This window comes from Paeniglutamicibacter sp. NPDC012692, assembly GCF_042901625.1.
Classification (GTDB): Bacteria; Actinomycetota; Actinomycetes; order Actinomycetales; family Micrococcaceae; genus Paeniglutamicibacter.
Window position 1 is genome coordinate 521,338 of sequence record NZ_JBIBDE010000001.1, and the last position, 19,349, is coordinate 540,686.

Consider the following 19,349-nt stretch of genomic DNA (forward strand, 5'->3'; position numbering starts at 1 on the left):
CCGACGGTTGCCGACACCAACTATTGTGCCGGTCGAAGTGATTCCAGGACCGCAACGGCAAGCCCGCCGTCCTCCCACCCCAGGACGAGCGTCCCGTGCTCGTCGGTGCGCAGCGCCGGCACGCCCCTTTCCTTCAGGGCCCCGATGATGTCCGGGCTCGGATGCCCGTAGGTGTTGTCCTTCCCCACACTGATCAGCGCCACCGCGGGGCGGACGACATCCATGATTTCGGTGCCGCCATTGGCCGCCCCGTGGTGGGCGATCTTCAGGATGTCGGCCCGTTGCACCGTCCCGGAGGCCAGCAGCGCCCCCATCGGGGTCTCCTGCATGTCACCGGTCGCCAGCATTGAAACGGTGCGGCCGGTTCCGGGAACCTGAATCTCGAAGCGAATCACCAGCGAGGCGTCGTTTTCGTCCATCTTGGTGTCAGTTCCGCCCGGCGCCAGGACCCGCCAAGCCACCGTCCCGGCGCTGCCCTCGTCCCCGGACTCCAGTTGTTCGCCCCTGAGCCCGTTGACCGCCGGCGGCTTCGCGGGGTCATCGAGCACCGAGTAAAACAATTGCCCCACTTGGCGGTTTTTCCCGGCTCCGGCGATCCCTCCGTCGTGGTCGGCATGCTGGTGCGTGATGAAAAGCGCGGCGATCTTCTCGACGCGCAGACGCCGCAGGCAGGCGTCGATGTCCGGAGGCTCCCTGCCGGTGTCAACAACGATCGCCCCCGCAGGCCCGGCATTGAGGACCAGGCCATCCCCCTGGCCCACGTCGCAGGCCACCACCAGCCATGCCACGGACGGCGCCGGGACCAGTGCCGTCACGGGAAGGGTGAGGCCCAGGAGCAACCCCGTTGCCATGCTTTGGACACCCCTCGGGATCCGCGACCGCCAGGTCCCCGGACGCTCCGGCGCATTGCCCAGCGAGAAGAAGATGGCAATGAACAACGCCCAGGCCAGGACGATTCCCACGACACCCGTCGGCCACGGCCTCAGTGCGCCCGGCAATGCCGCGACCCACACGCCGACAAGTCCCACGCCGGCCGCCGGAATGCCGGCGGCCCAGATGAGCAGCCCGCCAAGCGGTGCCGAAACCATGAGCACCACGATGCCCAGCGTGCCGGTGATCGTGATCCAGGGAATGAGCGGGGCGACCAGCAGGTTGGCGGGCACGGAATACAGCGAAAAGGAGGGGCTGAGGGCCACCAGCACCGGCAGGCAGGCGATCTGCGCCGCGACGGCGATGGCGGTTCCCTCGGCGAGGAATTGCGGCAGCCAGCGTGAGAGCTTCTCGGCGAGCCGGCGCCCGATGAGCACGATGCCGGCTGTGGCCAGGGCGGAGAGCTGGAACGCCGCCTCCCCCGCCAGATAGGGGTCGATGGCCAGCAGAACGACCACCGCAAGGCAGAGCGCCGAGAGCCCGTTGCGGCCCCTCGAGGAATGCACCGAGAACGCGGCGATGGCTCCCATGACGGCCGCGCGCAGCACGCTGGGTTCGTAGCCGACCAGCAGCACGAATCCGCACAGGGCGGCCATGCCCAGCAACAGCGTCGGCAACCTCGGCACGCCGAAGAGGCGGCACAGGGCAAAGGCCGCGCCGAGCACCATCGCGCAGTTTGCCCCGCTGACGGCGCTCAGGTGCGACAGCCCCGCGGCCTTCATGGCGTCGGAGAGTTCCTCGTCCTGGCCGCCGCGATCCCCGTAGATCATCGCCGGTAGCAGGGCCCGCCCGGGCTCCGGCAGCACCATCGCGTGCTGCCGGAATTTTTGGCGCATCCGCTCGGCAAGGCCTGGTTGGCCGTCGGTCTCCAGGACCACCAGCGGCGCCACTGCCGTGAGCCGGAAACGGCTGCGCTGCCCGGCCGGTGTCGGCGTGATGCGGGCCAGCACCTCCACGACGGTTCCGCGCGTGGGCCGTGTGCCCGCCGGGGCCAGCGAGTCCGCATACCCCAGGATGACCTCGGACTCCGCGGGAAGCCAGACGTCACCGCCGCGCATCGACCCGGCGCGGGCCTCCACCTGGTAGCGGGTGTGCCCGCGGGAATCTTCGGAGAACTTGTCGGCCACGAGGCTGGCGCGCGGAGTACCGGCCAGCTCGACCCGGACCCGGATGACCGCGGAATCTTCCGCTGCTTGGCGAAGCGGCTCGGGCACTGTGGTGGCCCCGCTGAGTGCGAGGTTTGCCAGCACCAGGCCGGCCGCGGTGCACAGCAGCGCGGGTGCCGCGAAGAGCGGCGCGGTGTCCCCGCCGAACAGGGCGTGCCTGGGCCGCAGCAGCAACAGCACGCCGAGCCCGGACAAACCCAAGAGCAGGAGCACCGCCATTCCCTGTTGCGGCAGGCTCAGGCGGACCCCGACCAGCGCGGCGGCCCAGGCCCCGATCAGGCACCAGAGGCCGCGCAGGTCCAACCGCAACGGCTCCTCGTCGGCAGCAACCGCCTTGGATCCGCTTCCGAGGCTCGTCGCCAGCCGCCGGCGCAACCGCCCCTGCAACGAGCGCTTCGGGGGTCCGTGCCCGGCAGCCTTGCTCACTTGAACTCCACCTTTGGGCGCAGTGTTGCGAGCATGGCCGGGCCGATGCCGCTGACGGCGTCGAGCTCGGCGAGGTTCTTGAAGGCACCGTTGGTTTGCCTGAAGTCGATGATGCGTTTGGCCAGCGCGGGGCCGATGCCGGGCAGCGCTTCAAGTTCGGCGCTGGTGGCGGTGTTGATGTTCAGCGGGCCACCGGCCGCGCCGGCCCGTGGCGTCGACCCATCGGGTGTCTGGGCCGCCGCGCCGGAACGCTCTCCTCGGAACGGTATGCGCAGCTGTTGTCCGTCGGCGATTTCGGCCGCCAGGTTGACCGCGTCCGGTGCCGCGTTTTTTTGCATCCCTCCGGCCCGGTTGACGGCGTCCAGCGCGCGGGAACCCATCGGCAACTCGTACACGCCCGGCTTCTTGACAGCACCGATGACGTGCACGACGGCCCTGGCACCGGCGGCCACGGTTCCAGCCGGCGGCGGCTGCCCGCTTTGTCCACCCTGCTCTTGTCCGACGGTCCGCTTTCCTTCCGGCGAGGAGCTTCCGTCGACGGCCAAAGGCAGGGACTGGATCTGTTTCGGGCCGGCGGGCGGCGGGTTGAAAACGATGGAGACGGAGATCCAGCTCAGCGCGCCGATGACCAGGACGATGACGGCCGACCTGCCGATAAGCACGCGCAGGCGGCCCGGTGCCAGCGCCAGGTCTGGGGTGGCCGCACGTTCCGCCCAATCGTGTCTGCCCATGCCTCAAGTCCAGTGCACCCGATCGTTCTTGTGCAGGGCCGGCGAACCGGTTGTGGAGAACTTCCGGACGCAGCGGATCCAAACCCAAAGCACAAGGTGGGCAGCGGCGGGTTCGACCTCCTGAGACGCTGCCAGTTCACGAAACCACTGATCAGGAGTAGATTAGTGAGCGTCGGTTGGTTACTGGCCACGGAATGCATCTCGTGGTGATTCCGTGTAAACCACAATGGGAAAGGCACACAATGTCTGAGTCGGCCTTGAACCTCGGCGGATCAAAATGGAAATCGTTTTGGAACCGGGGCGGATGGTGGAAGGCCTTGGCTTTTGCCGTCGTGTACTTGGCGCTGTACGAACTGGTGCCGCTGGCCGCATCCCCGTTCCTCGGCGGGGCCATCGACAACGACAACATCTTTGCCACACCCCAGAGCATCTTCGTCGCGGTGACACTCGGTTTGGTCATCGGCTCCCTGATCCTGGCGGCCTTCGCCTGGTCCGTCGGATGGCTGCCCCGTCCCTTGTTTGCGCGCCAGCCGGTAAAGGGAAGCCGGTGGATGTGGATCGCGCCGGCACTGGTTCTAGCACCGATCGTCCTTCGACTGTTCGGCACCGATTACGGCAGGTATTCCGCCGGAGTCGTCGCGATGATGTTTGTTACCGGTGCGTTTGTCGGCTTCTCCGAAGAGCTGCTCACCCGCGGCGTGGCTGTCACCTTGTTGCGCCGACGCGGTTACGGCGAGTGGGCCGTCGCGGCGCTCTCCTCGCTCATTTTCGCCTTGCTGCACAGTGTCAACCTGCTGAGCGGCCAGCCGCTCAGCACCGTGGCTGCGACCGTGGGCTACACCTTCGCGTTCGGGATGCTGATGTACCTCACGCTCCGGGTGACCGGAAACCTGGTGTGGCCCATGCTCCTGCACGCGCTAACCGATCCCGCCACGATGCTGGCCTCCGGCGGGATCGACGTGGACAATTCCGGAACCCAGAATCCATTGCTCAGCGCCGCGGGTCTCAGCACCATGCTGGTCATCGCCGCGGGCTTCATCCTGCTGGTCTTTATTCGCGGCAATGCCCGCGGCCGCGCCTCGGCCCGTGAGCTTCCGCTGACTCCACAGGCAACCGTTGCCCTGAAGCCCTGAAGCCCTTTTGCGCCCTTTTGCCGGGCAAACACAGGTGCCTGTGTTTGCCCGGCAATGTGGGCCATCGTCCGAACCGGCGGGATTCGGCCACGTGTTTGTCGTGGTCGGATCCCGGCTGGCTCCATGCGCCTTCAGCTCAGGTCGTACTCGCGGTAGGCATGGCCGTCAAGGGCGTGGATGACGATGTGGGCCGGGTGCGCGCCGGCCTCCTCGTGGGCCGCGGCAACCGCCTCTTTCACGGTGTGGAAGTGCGTGTGCTTGCTGGTCCGGACCTTGTGCAGGTCCCACTTCTTGTCATCCTCGCCTTCGACGGGCATCACGCGGTAGACCCAAGGCTTCACGGTCTTCTGCTCAGCCGATGCTGCGGACATGGCATCCTCCTGGAGGTTGTTCCATAAATAGTGTCCGGTCCCCGTCGCACGGCCACGTTCGCCGTGGCGCAGGTTCCATAAACAGTGGACACCTGCAGCCGGGCAAAAGCAATAACGAGCGACCCGAATATCCACTCCGACTGGCGGGTTCTGCTCCGCCGAACCCGCCAGTGGAACGGCGAGCCTGGAGGCCGGGCGCCACCACCGAATGCCGCCCGCGGGTTCCCCCTTCGTTGACTCTCCGTGCACGCGGTTCTACCTTCGGTCATAGGGGAACGACCCCGTGCAGGAAGGGAAGAGTGCAACGCCGCATGACATCACGTGAACTGGTGGTCCTGTGGGTGGCGATCCTCTCCTCCTTCGTGGCGTTTCTCGACGGGTCGATCGTCAACGTGGCGTTGCCGGCCATCGCAGCGGACCTCGGAGGCGGCCTGGTCACCCAGCAGTGGGTGCTCGACGGCTACCTGCTGACCCTCGGCTCGCTGATACTCGTGGCCGGCGCCCTGTCCGACGCGCACGGCCGCGTCAGGGTGCTGCGTGCCGGGTTGCTGCTGTTCGGTACGGCCTCGCTGCTGTGCGCGGCGGCGCCCTCCGGCCCTGTGCTGGTTGCCGCGAGGCTGTTCCAGGGAGCCGCCGCCGCCCTGCTGGTGCCCAGTTCGCTGGCGTTGATCACCTCGGCCTTCGAGGAGGAGCCCCGCGCCAGGGCCATCGGCCTGTGGACGGGGTGGACCGGCACGGCGTTCATCGTCGGCCCGGTCCTCGGCGGCGTGCTGGTGGACACCATCGGCTGGCGGTGGGTCTTTGGCATCAACGTGGTGCCGATCGCCGCGACCATGCTGCTGCTGCTTAGGCTGCACGACCCGGCGCGCGGGAGCACCGAAGCACACATCGATGTCCCCGGCGCGCTGCTTGCGGCGCTGGGCCTGGCCGGGACGGTCTACGCGTTGATCATGCAGGGCACGCTGGGCTGGGCCAGCCCGCTGGTGCTGGCGCCCTTCGCGGCGGGGCTGGCCTGCCTGGCCGGCTTCATCTGGTGGCAGGCGCGGGCAACGCACCCCATGATGCCGCTGGGGCTGTTCCGGATCCGGAACTTCGGCATCGGCAACCTCGCCACGGCGTCGATCTACGCCGGCCTGTCGCTGGGGCTGTTCATGATCCCGATCTTCCTGCAGGAGGTCGCCGGGTTCTCGGCCCTGGCCGCGGGTCTCGCGACCATCCCGCTGACCATCATGTCGTTGTCGTTCTCCACGCTCTTCGGCACGCTGGCCGGGAAGCACGGCCCGCGCCTGTTCATGGGGCTCGGCCCGTTCCTGGGCGGCTGCGGTTTCCTGCTGATGCTCACGTCGCGGGAACCGCTGGACTACTGGTGGCAGATCCTGCCCGGGGTGGTGCTGTTCGGGCTGGGCCTGTCGATCACGGTGGCGCCGCTGACCGCGGCCGTGCTGGGCTCGATCGCCGCGGAGCGCAGCGGCATCGGGTCGGCCATCAACAACGCGGTGGCCCGCGTGGCGGGGCTGGTTGCCGTCGCCACCACCGGCACGATCGTCGGGGCCACGCTGGACTACGGCTCGTTCCACCGGGTCCTGGTTGTCACCGCGGCGCTCCTGTTTGCCGGGGCCGCGATCTCCGCCATCGGCATCCGCAACCTGCCGGCGCCCGGCCCGCACGTTGCGCCGGAGGCCGCAGCGGCCTGCCACGACCGCAACGTCAACGGGGGTCCCAAGCCCTGAGCAGGCGGTGCTGTCTGCCGGACCCTACTCCGGGGTCGCCGCCGGAACCTCCGGGCGCGGCGCGGTCCCGGGATCCCCACCCTGCCTCGGGCGGTGCTCGCGGCGCGGGGCCGACTGGCGGGGCTTGGCGTCGGCAGGGCCGGGCGGCTGGGGCGTGCTTCCGCCGCCGATCGCGACCGCCAGCACGCCGGCGCCGGTGTGCGCGCCCAGCACCGCCGGGACGGGAACGGCCAGCACCTCGAAGCGCGAGGCCCCCGCAAGTTCGTGCACGACTTCCTCGGCGGCCGCCTCGTTGCCGAAGTAGTGCACGGCAAGGCGCGCCTCGGGGCCGCGCACGGCGGCCTCCGCGCGGGCTATCGCCACGAGCCGTGCCACGGTGCGCGACTGCGACCTGACCTTTTCGTGCGCGATGATGTGCCCGTCGCAGACGCTCAGGATCGGCTTGACGTTCAGCAGGGTGCCCAGCACCGAGGCCATGGCGCCGATCCGTCCGCCGCGGCGCAATTGCTCAAGGGAGGGCACGGCAAAGAAGACGTGGTTTTCCGGTGCGCGGCCGGCGATCTCCACCAGCTCCCCCAGGCTCGCGCCTGCGGCCGCGGCGGTGACGGCCTCCATCACCGCAAAGCCCTCGGCGAGGGCGACGGTGAGCGAGTCGATCACGGTGACCGGGACCGGGGACTGCGCCGCGCCCAGCCGGGCGGCGTCCACGGTTCCGGAGAGCGAGCCGGAGAGGTGGATGGAGATGATCCGCTTGACCCCCGCGTCGGCAAGCTCCCGGTAGGCGCGCAGCAGCTGGCCGGGCGCCGGGCGCGAGGTGCGCACGGACTTGCCCATGGCCAGGCCGAGGGCGAGCTCGTGGGGGACGTCGTCGGTGCCCTCGGAGTAGATCTGGTGGTCGATCATCACCGGCATCGGCACCACCCGCAGGTAGCGCCCGTGGGCCTTGGCCCAGTCGGCCGGCAGGGCCGCGGCGGAGTCGGTGACGACCCCGACGGGAATGAATCCGCGCCCGCCCGGGCCGCCGTGTTCGGGGCGGTCCAGGCGCTGGCGCAACTTGCCCACCCAACCGCCGGTGCGTGTCTGCCACGGCGGTCGGACGGGCAACTGGTCAGGATCCATATGGTTAGGTTACAGCCCCTGACTAGGACGCGGGAACCACGTTCACCAGTTTCGGCGCACGCACGATCACCTTGGCGATGGCCGCGCCGTCCAGGTAGCGGATGACCTGCTCGTTGGCCAGGGCCAGCGCCTCGAGGTCCTCGGCGGTGATGTCGACGGGCACCTCCAGGCGTGCGCGGACCTTGCCCTTGATCTGCACGACGGCGGTGACGCTGTCCTCGACGAGCAGTGCCTCGTCGACGGCCGGCCATCCGGCGTTGGCGACGGCGGGTTCGTGGCCCAACGCGGCCCACATGTCCTCGGCCGTGTACGGGGCGAAGAGCGAGAGGATGACCGCGGTGGCCTCGGCGGCCTCGCGGACGGCCGGGTCCGCCGCGCCGGCGCCGGCGTCGATGGTCTTGCGGGTCGCGTTGACCAGCTCCATCGCCTTGGCGATGACCACGTTGAACTTGCCGCCCTCGAGCAGCGCGGCGGCCTCGTGGACCGTCTTGTGGGTGACGTGGCGCAGGGCCTTGTCTCCGGTGGACGCATCCACGCCCGGGGCGCTGGCGACGTCCTGGGCCACGCGCCAGGCGCGGGCCAGGAACTTCTGGGAGCCGCCCGGGGACACGTCGGCCCAGTCCACGTCGTCCTCCGGAGGGGAGGCGAAGATCATGGTCAGGCGCACGGCGTCCACGCCGAACTTGTCCAGCTGCTCGCCGAGGTCGACGCCGTTGCCCAGCGACTTGCTCATGGCCTTGCCGCCGTTGAGCACCTGTCCCTGGTTCAGCAGCGCGGAGAACGGCTCGGTGACATCGATCAGGCCCAGGTCGAAGATGACCTTGGTGAAGAAGCGCGAGTAGAGCAGGTGCAGGATCGCGTGCTCCACGCCGCCGACGTACTGGCCGACCGGCATCCAGTTGCGCACGGCCTCCGGGTCGAACGGTCCCTCGGTGTACTTCGGGGAAACGAAGCGCAGGAAGTACCAGGAGGAGTCCACGAAGGTGTCCATGGTGTCGGTGTCGCGCTTGGCTGCGGCGCCGCACTTGGGGCAGTCCACGTTGACCCAGTCGCTGGCGGCCGCCAGCGGGCTGGTGCCCTTGGGGGCCAGGTCCTCGCCGCGCAGGTTGTCCGGCAGGCGGACCGGCAGCTGGTCGTCGGGAACCGGGACCTCTCCGCAGTGCTCGCAGTGGATGATCGGGATCGGGGTGCCCCAGAAGCGCTGGCGGCTCAGCAGCCAGTCGCGCAGGCGGAAGTTCACGAACTTCTCGCCGGTGCCGGCGGCCTCGACGATCTCGATGGCGCGGGCGATGCCCTCGGCCTTCGGCAGGCCGTCGAGCTCGCCGGAGTTGACGAGGGTTCCCTCGCCGGCGGCGGCAACGCCGGTCTCGGCCGGGTCCTCGGCGCCGGTCTCGACGACCACGCGCACCGGCAGGCCGAAGGCGCGGGCGAAGTCGAGGTCGCGCTGGTCGTGCGCGGGCACGGCCATGATCGCGCCGGTGCCGTATTCGGCCAGCACGTAGTCGGCGGCCCAGACGGGCAGCTTCTCGCCGTTGAGAGGGTTGATGGCGTAGCGGCCGGTGAAGACACCGGTCTTTTCGCGCTCGGTGGCCTGGCGTTCGATCTCGGACAGCGCCTTGACCTGCTCCTGGTAGGCCTCCAGGGCCTCGCGGTGCTCCTCGGTGACGAGCTCGTTGGCCAGCTCGGCGTCGGCGGCGACCACGAAGAACGTGGCGCCGTGCAGGGTGTCCGGGCGGGTGGTGAAGACCGTGGTCTTGTGCGCTTCCTTGGCCTCGGTGGCTTCGATGACGAAGTCCACGTGGGCGCCCTCGGAGCGGCCGATCCAGTTCTTCTGCATGGCCAGCACGCGCTCGGGCCAGTGGCCCTTGAGGTCGTCCATGTCATCGAGCAGGCGGTCGGCGTAGTCGGTGATCTTGAAGTACCACTGGTTCAGCGACTTCTTGGTCACCTGGGTCCCGCAACGCTCGCAGGCGCCGTTGACGACCTGCTCGTTGGCCAGCACGGTCTGGTCCTTCGGGCACCAGTTCACCGGGTGGTTCTTGCGGTAGGCCAGGCCCTTTTCGTAAAAGCGGGTGAACAGCCACTGGGTCCAGCGGTAGTACTCCGGGTCCGAGGTGTGCAGGCGGCGGTCCCAGTCGGCGGAGATCGCGTAGCGCTTGAAGCTGGCGGCCTGGGTGTCGATGTTGGCGTAGGTCCACTCGGCGGGGTGGGCGTTGCGCTTGATGGCGGCGTTTTCCGCCGGCAGGCCGAAGGAATCCCAGCCGATCGGGTGCATGACGTCGTAGCCGCACTGGCGCCAGTAGCGGGAGACGACGTCGCCCATGGCGAAGGCCTCGGCGTGGCCCATGTGGAGGTCGCCCGAAGGGTACGGGAACATGTCCAACACGTAGCGGCGTTCGGCACTGCCGTCGTCCTTGGGGGTGAAGACACCTAGTTCGTCCCACACCGGAGCCCACTTGGCTTCCATCTCCTGGAAGTTGTAGGCCGCTGCGGTGGACTCGTTGTCCGCGGTTTCGGTGCCGGTGGGCTGAGTGCTCACTATCGTGTTTCGCCTTCTTATAATCGTGCGCGTATGTGGGAACGTTCCCGGTTGCCGGGCCGCCTGTGCGCCGGATCGAAAGACCCCGTGACACACAAAAGCCCCTTGCATGCAAGGGGCGGCCGTATGGGGGTGAAACCCATACGGCTAGGTTAGCAAGAGCTCAACGTTCATGTTCTGCATTCTACAGCAAGGCCCGGGCATTGCCCCATTTCATCGCGGGGTCAACGCCCGGGCACCGGCTATCCGGTCCGCAGGGTGCGGGTTTCGGGGCGTCTAGCGAACGTCCTCGTCAACCCAGTCGAAGGTGCGGGTGACGGCCTTCTGCCACAGGCGCATCTGGCGTTCGCGCTCCGCGGTGTCCATGTTTGGCTCCCAGCGCTTGTCCTCGGACCAGTTGGCCCGCAGCTCGCCCAGGTCGTTCCAGAACCCGACGGCCAGGCCCGCGGCGTAGGCCGCGCCCAGCGCCGTGGTCTCCGTGACCTTGGGGCGGATGACCGGCACGCCGAGCAGGTCCGCCTGGAACTGCATGAGCTGGTCGTTGGCGACCATGCCGCCGTCGACCTTCAGCTCGGTCAGCGGAACGCCGGAGTCGGCGTTGACGGCATCGAGCACCTCGCGGGTCTGGAAGGCCGTGGACTCCAGGGCCGCGCGGGCGATGTGGTTCTTGTTCGCGTACCGGGTCAGTCCGACGATCGCGCCGCGGGCGTCCGAGCGCCAGTACGGGGCGAAGAGCCCGGAGAACGCCGGGACGATGTACACGCCGCCGTTGTCCGACACGGTTGCCGCGAGGGTCTCGATCTCCGCCGAGGTGGAGATCATGCCGATGTTGTCGCGCAGCCACTGGACCAGCGACCCCGCGACCGCGATCGAGCCCTCAAGCGCGTAGACCGGTGCCGCGTCGCCGAGCTTGTAGCCCAGCGTGGTGAGCAGGCCGTTCTTGGAGCGCACGATCTCTTCGCCGGTGTTGAAGATCAGGAAGCAGCCGGTGCCGTAGGTGTTCTTGGCCTCGCCCGCGTCGAAGGCGGCCTGGCCAAACGTTGCCGCCTGCTGGTCGCCCAGGATGCCGGAGATCGGGACCTCGCGCAGCAGCTGCGAGGAGTGGACCTGGCCGTAGACCTCGGAGGAGGACTTGATGGCCGGCAGCATGCTGCGCGGGACGCCGAAGTCGGCGAGGATCTCGTCGTCCCAGGCGAGCGTTTCCAGGTCCATGAACATGGTGCGTGAGGCGTTGGTGACGTCGGTGATGTGCACACCGCCGTCGGTGCCGCCGGTCAGGTTCCAGGTCACCCAGGTGTCGGTATTGCCGAAGAGCAGGTCCCCGGCCTCGGCGGCCTCGCGGGCGCCCTCGACGTGGTCGAGGATCCACTTGACCTTGGTGCCGGAGAAGTACGGCGCCAGCGGCAGGCCCACGCGTTCCTTGTAGCGGTCCACGCCCCCGTTTGCGGCGAGTTCCTCGACGATGTACTGGGTCCGGGTGTCCTGCCAGACGATCGCGTTGTAGACCGGAATGCCCGTCTTCTTGTTCCAGACCACCGAGGTCTCGCGCTGGTTGGTGATGCCGACGGCCGCGATGTCGTGGCGGGTGAGGTTCCCGGCGGCCAGGGCGACGGCGATGACTTCGCGGACGTTGTCCCAGATCTCTATGGCGTTGTGCTCGACCCAACCGGCCTGCGGGAAGATCTGCTCGTGCTCCATCTGGCCGGTGGAAACGATGGTGCCTGCGTGGTCGAAAACGATGGCTCGGGAGCTGGTGGTTCCCTGGTCAATGGCGATGACGTACTTGGACATGCTGTGGGGGTCCTTTCAACTTCGGGCCAGGTGGCCCGGTGGCGAGTTCCGTGTTCCCCGGTTGTCGGGGAACACGGTGGGGACTGCTCTGGTGTGCTGCTAAGAAGCCGTTGCGCGGGGCGCGGGGTTAGAACATGGCTGCGGCGGCCAGGCCGCCGATGAGACCGCCGATGATCGGGCCGACGACCGGCACCCAGGCGTAGGACCAGTCGCTGGATCCCTTGCCCTTGATCGGGAGCAGTGCGTGGACGATGCGCGGGCCGAGGTCACGGGTGGGGTTGATGGCGTACCCGGTCGGGCCACCGAGCGAGGCGCCGATGCCGACGACCAGCAGTGCCACGGCCAGGGGGCCGAGCTGGTGGGGCGTCTTGCCCAGGCCTGCGATCACGAAGACGAGCACGAAGGTGCCGATGATCTCGGTGACCAGGTTCCAGCCGTAGGAGCGGATGGCCGGGCCGGTGGAGAAGACCGCAAGCTTCAGTGCCGGGTCTTCCTCTGCGTCGAAGTGCTGCTTGTAGGCCAGGTAGCAGAGCACCGCGCCGAGCATGGCTCCGAGCAGCTGCGCCGCGAAGTACGTGAGGACGACGAGCAAGGTCTTGGGAATGCCGGGGCCGAACTCGGCGACATCGCCGTTGACCCACAGGCCGACGGTGACTGCCGGGTTCAGGTGGGCGCCCGATGCTGCCGCGGCGAAGACGCCGGCGAAGACGGCAAGGCCCCATCCGAAGTTGATCATCAGGAATCCGCCGGCGAAGCCCTTGGTTTTGGCCAGCACGGCGTTGGCAACTACGCCGCCGCCCAAGAGCAGCAACAGCATCGTGCCGAGCATCTCGGCTAAGAATGCGTTTAGGGACATGGTTCAACCTCTTTCGTGTGTGAGTGAAAAACTTGGCGTGCATTTCTTGCAACGGCTTCCGGCAGGGGCCCGCCGAAAGGCGAGTCCCTCGAACCGAAATTCCCCAACTGACGTGAGCTTAATCACTAACGCTTTTGGGCACACTTTACCCACGTCTGAAAACGTGGGTAAAGGGGTAGCCGGAAACTAAAAGGCGAGGTGAGGCGCGGGTGGCGGGGTTTAGGCGCCGGCCGGGGCGAATCGCACCCCGTGTTCCTGTTCCAGGACCCGGGCGCACTCGGCGACCTGGGCATCGATTTCGGCGGAGTCCCAGCCCAGGACCGGGGCGAGGATCCCGGCGCAGGCGGCCATGAGCTCCGGGGTCACCAGGCCGCGGAAAGCCAGCGAGGTGCGCCTGATGAACAGGTCGACGAGGGTGCCGATCTGTTCGTGTTCGGCAAGGTAGACCAGTTCTGCCGCGGACAGTTCCGCGCATTCGGCCAGCACGGGATCGTTGGTGCCGATGGCATCGAGCACCGTGTCGGCACGGCTGCCGTAGCGTTCGAGCAGCACCTCGAGGCGGGCCCGGGGCGCTCGGTCGCTGCGGGCGGCCAACCAGGCATTCTTCTCCTGGACGCTTCGCGGGTAGTTCTTGCCGCCGCCGATCGCCACACCGCGGGTGCTCTGCACCTCGGTGACGCCGAGCTCGGCCAGGACCTTGCCGCCCAGGGTTTCGGCCAGCGCGCGGAAGGTCGTCCACTTGCCGCCGACTAGCGAGAGCATGACCGACTTGTCTTCCAGCTCCGTGCGCTCCACGCGGTAGTCGCGGGAGACGAATCCCGGGGCCGTGTCGTCGTGGCGCGGCAGCGGGCGAACGCCGGAGAACTTGTAGACGATCTCGTTCTCGGTGACGCGGATGCGCGGGAAGACGTGGTGGACCAGGTCGAAGAAGTACTGGACCTCGGCGTCGGTGCAGCGTGCGGGCACGCTCATGTCCGCGTCGATGTCGGTGGTTCCCACCAGCACGCGGTCGCCCATCGGGTAGATCAGCACGATGCGGCCGTCGCTGTGCTCGAAGAAGATCTCACGGCCGCCGGTTGCCGCAAGCAGCTCGGGGTGGTCCAGCACGATGTGGCTGCCCTTGGTGCCGCCCATGTACTTGCTGGGGCTTCCGATGGCCTGGTTGGTCAGGTCGACCCAGGCGCCGGTGGCGTTCACGACGACCTGCGCATCGAAGTCGAATTCCTCGCCGCTGAGCTCGTCGCGCAGGCGGGCTCCCTGGGCGCCGTGGCCCACGAGGGAAACGTAGTTGCTGGCCCGGGCGTTGGGGTTGGCGTGCAGCCCGTCGCGCAGGACGTCGAGGGTGAGCCGCTCGGGGTTGTGCACCGAGGCATCGAAGTAGGTTGCCGTGTACTTCACGTCGTCGCGCAGCTGCGGCAGCTCCGCCAGCGAGGCCTTGGCCCCGCGGAACTTGTGCCACGGGGTGTTGCGCTTGGAGGCGCCGGCACCTGCGAACAGGTCGTAGAGCACCAGTCCGGCCTTGATCAGCACGGCGCCGCGTTCGGTGTGCTTGCCGCTGCGGTGGGTCAGGAAGCGCATGGGCGCCGACAGGATGCCGGAGAACGTGGAGAAGATCGGGATCGTCGTCTGCAACGGCTTCACGTAGTGCGGTGCGATTTCCAGCAGCGAGTTGCGTTCCTGCACGGATTCGTGGACCAGGCGGAACTCGCCGTTTTCGAGGTAGCGGATGCCGCCGTGGATCATGTGCGAGGAGGCGCCCGAGGCGCCCTGGCAGTAGTCGCCCCTTTCCACCAGGGCAACGTCGACACCCTGCATGGCCAGGTAGCGGAACGTGGCGACGCCGTTGATGCCGCCACCCACTATGAGGACCTTGGCTCCCGGGCGCTCGCGCAGGGCGGCGAGTTGTGAACGATGTGGGGTTGCGGCTTCCACTGTGAGGCCCTTCCATGGTGCTGTGATGCGTGGCTCAAACTTCAAACGATCCGGGAACAATCGGTTCACATCCCGGGGATTCCACTCTGGCACCGAAACCAAACAAGCAACAGGGCAGAGCGTCCCCGGATGATCGCCAGCGGGCTCTGGGAGCCGCATTGCACCGGATACGAGCTAGTCTGGTCAGTGCAGAACACTCCCGTCAACCGAAATGCACATATGTGCACGAAAGGCCGTTTCAGCCGATGAAACAGCACCTAACCAGTGACTTTCCGCCCGCACCGGGTGCTCAAAACGTGCAGGCGAAGCACCAGGCGCCGCATCCGGCGCAGGTCGTCCCCCGCGAACGCGACGCCCTGCGCGCGGCCCAGCTCTACTACCTGCAGCACCTGACCATGGAATCGATCGCCCGCGAACTGGGCGTCTCGCGCTCCACCGTCTCCCGGTTGCTCGGCATGGCCCGGCGCACCGGCCTGGTGAACATCGAGATCAACGCCACCGGCGACCGGACGCCGGTGCTGGTGCGCGAACTCGAGCGCATCTACGGGCTCCAGGTGTTCGTGGTTCCCACCGACGGGTCGCTCAGCGACAGCGAAATCCTTGAGCGCGTCTCCTCGCACGCCGCGCACGTGCTGAGCACCCTGATCTCCTCCGGCATGACCGTCGGCGTCGCCTGGGGCTCCACGGTGCAGGCGATGTCCAATGCGCTGAGCCGCAAGCCCACCCACGACACCGTGATCGTCCAGCTCAACGGCGCTGCCAACCCGCAGACGACCGGGCTGACCTACGCCTCGGACATCCTGCAGCGCTTCGGCGCGGCCTTCACGGCGCGCGTCGAGCAGTTCCCCGTCCCGGCGTTCTTCGACAGGGCGTCGACCCGCGAGGCCATGTGGCGCGAGGGCTCGGTGCAGCGGGTGCTGAAGATCCAGCGGAACATGACCCTGGCGGTCTTCAGCCTGGGAGCCACGGCCGCGGCCGTCCCCTCGCAGGTCTACCGGGGCGGCTACCTGACCCACGAGGAGGACCGCGCCCTGCGCGAACGCGGCGTGGTGGGCGACGTCGCCACCATGTTCTTCGACGCGCACGGCAGCGACGAGGGCATCGAAATCAACGAGCGCGCCACCGGACCCAGCCTGCAGACCCTGCGCGAGGTGCCGCGGCGGCTGTGCGTGGTCTCCGGGCGCGGCAAGCTCACGGCCCTGCGCGGGGCGCTGGCCGGCGGGCTTGTCACCGACCTGGTGCTCGACGAGGGAACGGCGCTGGAACTGCTCAACTCCCCCGGCGTTCCGCTCGGCTAGGCGGGGCCCTACGCGACGGGCCGGGCTTGCCACTAGGCTGGATGCATGCCAGCCGAAGTTTTCAGCCCCCAACGCCCGAGCCTGCACAGCATCCACGAGGTGCACGGTTCCCAAGTCCATTGCTGGAGCTACCCCGCACGCGAGGCCAGCCGCGGCGTGATCCTGGCCGTGCACGGTTTCCGGGGCGACCACCACGGACTCGTCAGGCTGATCGAGGAGCTGCCCGGCTACACCGTGATCGTGCCCGACCTGCCCGGCTTCGGGGTCTCCACCCCGTTCGCCGCCGCCCCGGGGCAGCCGCAGCCGGCGCACGACGTCACCGGGTACGCCGAGGTCATCCATGCGCTGCGCGGGGAACTGGGCCTCGGCCCGGAAACCATCCTGCTGGGCCACTCCTTCGGCAGCATCGTCACCGCCGCCTACCTGGCCAGACATCCCGATGCTTTTGCCGAGCTGGTGCTTATCAACCCGATCTGCGAGCCCGCGCTCGAGGGCAACCAGGCATTCATGTCCCGCATCGCAAGCCTCTACTACCGCGCGGGGGCGGCGTTGCCGGCGAGGCTCGGCGAGGGGCTGCTGCGTTCGCGCCTCATCACCGACGTGACCAGCCTGGCGATGCTGAAGTCCAGTGACCCCGCCATGCGCGCCTACGTCTTTGACCAGCACCGCCGCTACTTCTCCGGCTTCACCTCGCGGGCCACGCTGCGCGAGGCCTACGCGGCGTCGATCACCGAAACCGTGCGCGACTTCGCCGCGCGGATCGCCCAGCCCACGCTGCTGGTGGTCGGCGAGCAGGACGAACTGGGCTCCATCCCGGGACAGAAGTCCCTGGCACGCGCGTTCCCGCGCGGCGTCATGCGGGTGATTCCCGAGGTCGGGCACCTGATCCACTACGAGAAGGCGGCTGAGGCCGGCGCGCTGATCAACGGTTTCCTGGGGTCGGCGCACCCGTACGTGCCCAAGCCGGTGCCGCGCATCCTGCACGGGGCCACGCCGGGCATCTAACGCCCGACGTCTGGAGGACGCAGGCTACAGGATGCCGTCCGGGTCGACCCGGATCGCGAGGATCGGCTCCTTCGCGGCGCTGAAGCTTGCGCGCAGCGTCCGCAGCTTCCTGGTGACGGCGGGTCCCTGGGCGTAAGAGTAGAAGAGCAGCCAGCGGTGCTCGCCCTCGCCCGCCAGCACCGGCCCGTGCAGGCGCACGTCGTCCCCGAAGCCCAGGGCCTCGACGAACTTGTCCGCCGTCGCCGCCGGGCCCTTGACCAGGGCCGTGCGCACCGCCGGGGGCAGCCCGAGGGCGCGGCGCTCCCCCAGCTCGGCATCGGCGTAGGCGCCGGGATCGAACCTCACCAACGCGCGCATCGGCTCGCTGGGGTCGCCGGCCACCACCACGGTTCCGCCGCCGGGAAGGCCCGGCGCGCCCACGTGGCCGCGGGCCAGCTGTGCGGCGCCCATCCACCGGTTGAGCACCTCCTCGCCGGTGCGCAGGCCCTCGCGGGACATCATCCGGTCCCCGTCCAGCAGCAGCACCGCCGCGTAGCCGTGCTCGGCGACGGGCTCGGCGCCCGGGGTGGCGACGATCAACGCCGGGGCGTCGGGGACGTGGTGCAGCGGCTTGGCGCCGGTGGCGGCCACCACGTTCACGTTGGGGAAGGCCCGCCCGAGTTCCTCCACGGTGCGGTCCGCGCCGATGCTCGCCGCGCGCAACCGCATGAAACCGCATTCGGCGCACGACCAGCCGGCCGCCACCAGCCCGCACCAGCCGCACGAGGGCGCGCCGCGCGCATCGTCGAGGGCCAGCGGGCCCGTGCACTTGGTGCAGCGCGCGCTGGTCCTGCAGCGTTCGCAGCGCAGCGCCGGCATGAAGCCGGTGCGCGCCACCTGCACCAGCACCGGGCCGCGCTCAAGCGCCAGCTTGGCCTCCCGCCAGGCGGCCGCCGGCAGCCGGGCCGCGTGCAGCAGCGGGTCTCGGTTCTGCTCGAACTCGTCGGAGGCCGCGATCACCCGCGGGGCGTGGGCGCGCAGCAACGCGCGGTTGGCCCGCAATTCCACGGCCCAGTTGCTGCGGATCAGGCGCTGGGCCTCCGCGCTGCGCCCGGGTGCCGCGACCAGCATGGCCGCGTTCTCGATCCCGCTGCGCAGCAGCAGCACCTCGCGGGCGTGGTGGTAGGGGGCGCGAGGTTCGGCGTGCGAGGTGTCCGCGTCGTCCCAGATGATGACCAGCCCCAGGTCCTTCACCGGGGCGAAGGCCGCGTTGCGGGTGCCGACCACCAGCCTGGCTTGGCCGCGGGCCGCCCTGAGGAAGTTCCGGTAGCGCGGGGTCTGCCCGTCCTCGGCGCTGAGCCGCACGTAATTCCCGGTGCCGATCCGCTCGTCGAGCAGCGTGCACAGCCGGGCGAGGTCGCGTGCGTCGGGCACGACGATCAGCGCGCCGCGCCCCGATTCGTTGGCGGCAAGAGCCGCCTCCAGCAGCAGTGCCGGCCAGTGTCCGGGGCGGTTGGGCACCGCGCTGAGCACCGCGCGCGGTGAATTTCCCGCGGCCAGTTCCGCGGCGAAGTGCGCCCCGCCGTCGTATTCGGCCAGCAGCGGGCCGTGCAGCGCATCAAGACCGCGTGGATCAACGCCATCCGAAACAACGCCATGTGGTGCATCGCGCTTGTCGCCCGTGGGCGCGTCATCGGCGTGTTGCCCCGCGACACGCGGGTCGGCCGGGCCGGCGGCAGCAGCCGGAGGGTGCGTTTCTGGAGTGGCCGGGTCCGGTGCCTCATCCGCGGTGCCGGCCTCCTTCTCGACCCGTGCCATGCGCGGGGGAACCGCGGAGCGCAAGACGTCCCACAGCGTCCCCGCGTAGCGTTCGGCCACGGCTCGTGCGGTGGCGAGCACCGGCGCGGTGAGCACCACCTCGGGCGACACCACGGACCCCAGGGGCTGCAGCCTCACGCCCTGTTCGCCGTGTTCAAGCCGTTCGGCGAGGAAGCCCGCGAGCTCCTGGCCGCCGAAGCGCACCTTGACCCGCACGCCCGGCCGGGCCGTGGCATCCAGCTGCGCGGGGACCAGGTAGTCGAAGGGCCGGTCCAGATGCGGCAACGCCGAGTCGATGATGACCCGGGCCACCGGCAGGTGCTCGGCGGTCTTGGGGGTTCCGGGCAGCGTGGAGCCCAGGTCGAAGCCCGCCAGCAGCGATGGCTGAAGTGGATCACTCACGGTGCCGGCGCGTTCCCTTCGGGTTGTCCTGTGTATGTCGGTGTCATCGGTGTATTTGGTGTTCGCCGTCGTCCGGCGTTGCTCGTCGGGCCGTAGGCCATCCGGCCTGTGCCCTCCAGCATT

Annotated in this window: 13 protein-coding genes; 4 read left to right on the forward strand and 9 right to left on the reverse strand. The window is 68.9% G+C overall.

Annotated features, from left to right (window positions below; translation table 11 throughout):
• Positions 1–20: 20 nt before the first annotated feature.
• Both ACFY5D_RS02320 and ACFY5D_RS02325 read right to left on the reverse strand, forming a co-directional pair.
• Positions 21–2,522 carry a ComEC/Rec2 family competence protein gene (locus ACFY5D_RS02320; RefSeq protein ID WP_387524470.1) on the reverse strand — a complete coding sequence of 834 codons (2,502 nt, stop codon included), beginning with the start codon at positions 2,520–2,522 and terminating at the stop codon, positions 21–23.
• Positions 2,519–3,253: a helix-hairpin-helix domain-containing protein gene (locus ACFY5D_RS02325; RefSeq protein ID WP_387524473.1), complete on the reverse strand. Its 735-nt coding sequence runs from the start codon at positions 3,251–3,253 to the stop codon at positions 2,519–2,521. The genes ACFY5D_RS02320 and ACFY5D_RS02325 overlap by 4 nt, the downstream gene beginning before the upstream one ends.
• Positions 3,254–3,495: 242 nt before the next feature.
• On the opposite strand from ACFY5D_RS02325, the gene ACFY5D_RS02330 reads away from it, so the two are divergent.
• Positions 3,496–4,386 carry a CPBP family intramembrane glutamic endopeptidase gene (locus ACFY5D_RS02330; protein ID WP_387524476.1) on the forward strand — a complete coding sequence of 297 codons (891 nt, stop codon included), beginning with the start codon at positions 3,496–3,498 and terminating at the stop codon, positions 4,384–4,386.
• A 131-nt stretch (positions 4,387–4,517) separates the two neighbouring features.
• Here ACFY5D_RS02330 and ACFY5D_RS02335 read toward each other — a convergent pair whose 3' ends face one another.
• Positions 4,518–4,757, reverse strand: a complete 240-nt coding sequence (locus tag ACFY5D_RS02335; protein ID WP_387524479.1) for a DUF2188 domain-containing protein — start codon at positions 4,755–4,757, stop codon at positions 4,518–4,520.
• 311 nt (positions 4,758–5,068) lie between these two features.
• Between ACFY5D_RS02335 and ACFY5D_RS02340 the strand changes: the two genes are divergently transcribed.
• Positions 5,069–6,487, forward strand: coding sequence for an MFS transporter (locus tag ACFY5D_RS02340; protein WP_387524482.1), 1,419 nt, complete (start codon positions 5,069–5,071; stop codon positions 6,485–6,487).
• A 24-nt stretch (positions 6,488–6,511) separates the two neighbouring features.
• On the opposite strand, the gene ACFY5D_RS02345 is transcribed toward ACFY5D_RS02340, so the two are convergent.
• From ACFY5D_RS02345 to ACFY5D_RS02365, 5 genes are all read right to left on the reverse strand, one after another.
• Entirely contained in the window at positions 6,512–7,606 is a 1,095-nt protein-coding gene (locus ACFY5D_RS02345) for a DegV family protein (RefSeq protein WP_387524485.1), read from the reverse strand.
• Positions 7,607–7,628: 22 nt separating this feature from the next.
• Positions 7,629–10,145 carry a leucine--tRNA ligase gene (leuS, locus tag ACFY5D_RS02350; protein WP_387524488.1) on the reverse strand — a complete coding sequence of 839 codons (2,517 nt, stop codon included), beginning with the start codon at positions 10,143–10,145 and terminating at the stop codon, positions 7,629–7,631.
• Between the two features lie 276 nt (positions 10,146–10,421).
• Positions 10,422–11,936, reverse strand: a complete 1,515-nt coding sequence (glpK, locus tag ACFY5D_RS02355) for a glycerol kinase GlpK (protein WP_387524491.1) — start codon at positions 11,934–11,936, stop codon at positions 10,422–10,424.
• 127 nt (positions 11,937–12,063) lie between these two features.
• A complete protein-coding gene (locus tag ACFY5D_RS02360; protein WP_387524494.1) occupies positions 12,064–12,792 on the reverse strand; it encodes an MIP/aquaporin family protein in 729 nt (242 codons plus the stop codon).
• Between the two features lie 219 nt (positions 12,793–13,011).
• Entirely contained in the window at positions 13,012–14,724 is a 1,713-nt protein-coding gene (locus ACFY5D_RS02365) for an FAD-dependent oxidoreductase (protein WP_387524497.1), read from the reverse strand.
• Between the two features lie 245 nt (positions 14,725–14,969).
• Here ACFY5D_RS02365 and ACFY5D_RS02370 point away from each other — a divergent pair, with 245 nt between their 5' ends.
• Together ACFY5D_RS02370 and ACFY5D_RS02375 are read left to right on the forward strand one after the other, a co-directional pair.
• Entirely contained in the window at positions 14,970–16,022 is a 1,053-nt protein-coding gene (locus ACFY5D_RS02370; protein ID WP_387524500.1) for a sugar-binding transcriptional regulator, read from the forward strand.
• A gap of 45 nt (positions 16,023–16,067) precedes the next feature.
• The gene (locus ACFY5D_RS02375) at positions 16,068–17,027 is read left to right on the forward strand and encodes an alpha/beta fold hydrolase (protein WP_387524503.1); all 960 of its coding nucleotides are present in this window, start codon (positions 16,068–16,070) and stop codon (positions 17,025–17,027) included.
• 24 nt (positions 17,028–17,051) lie between these two features.
• Here the strand turns inward: ACFY5D_RS02375 and ACFY5D_RS02380 are convergent, their stop codons facing one another.
• A complete protein-coding gene (locus tag ACFY5D_RS02380; protein ID WP_387524506.1) occupies positions 17,052–19,226 on the reverse strand; it encodes a primosomal protein PriA in 2,175 nt (724 codons plus the stop codon).
• Positions 19,227–19,349: the final 123 nt, after the last annotated feature.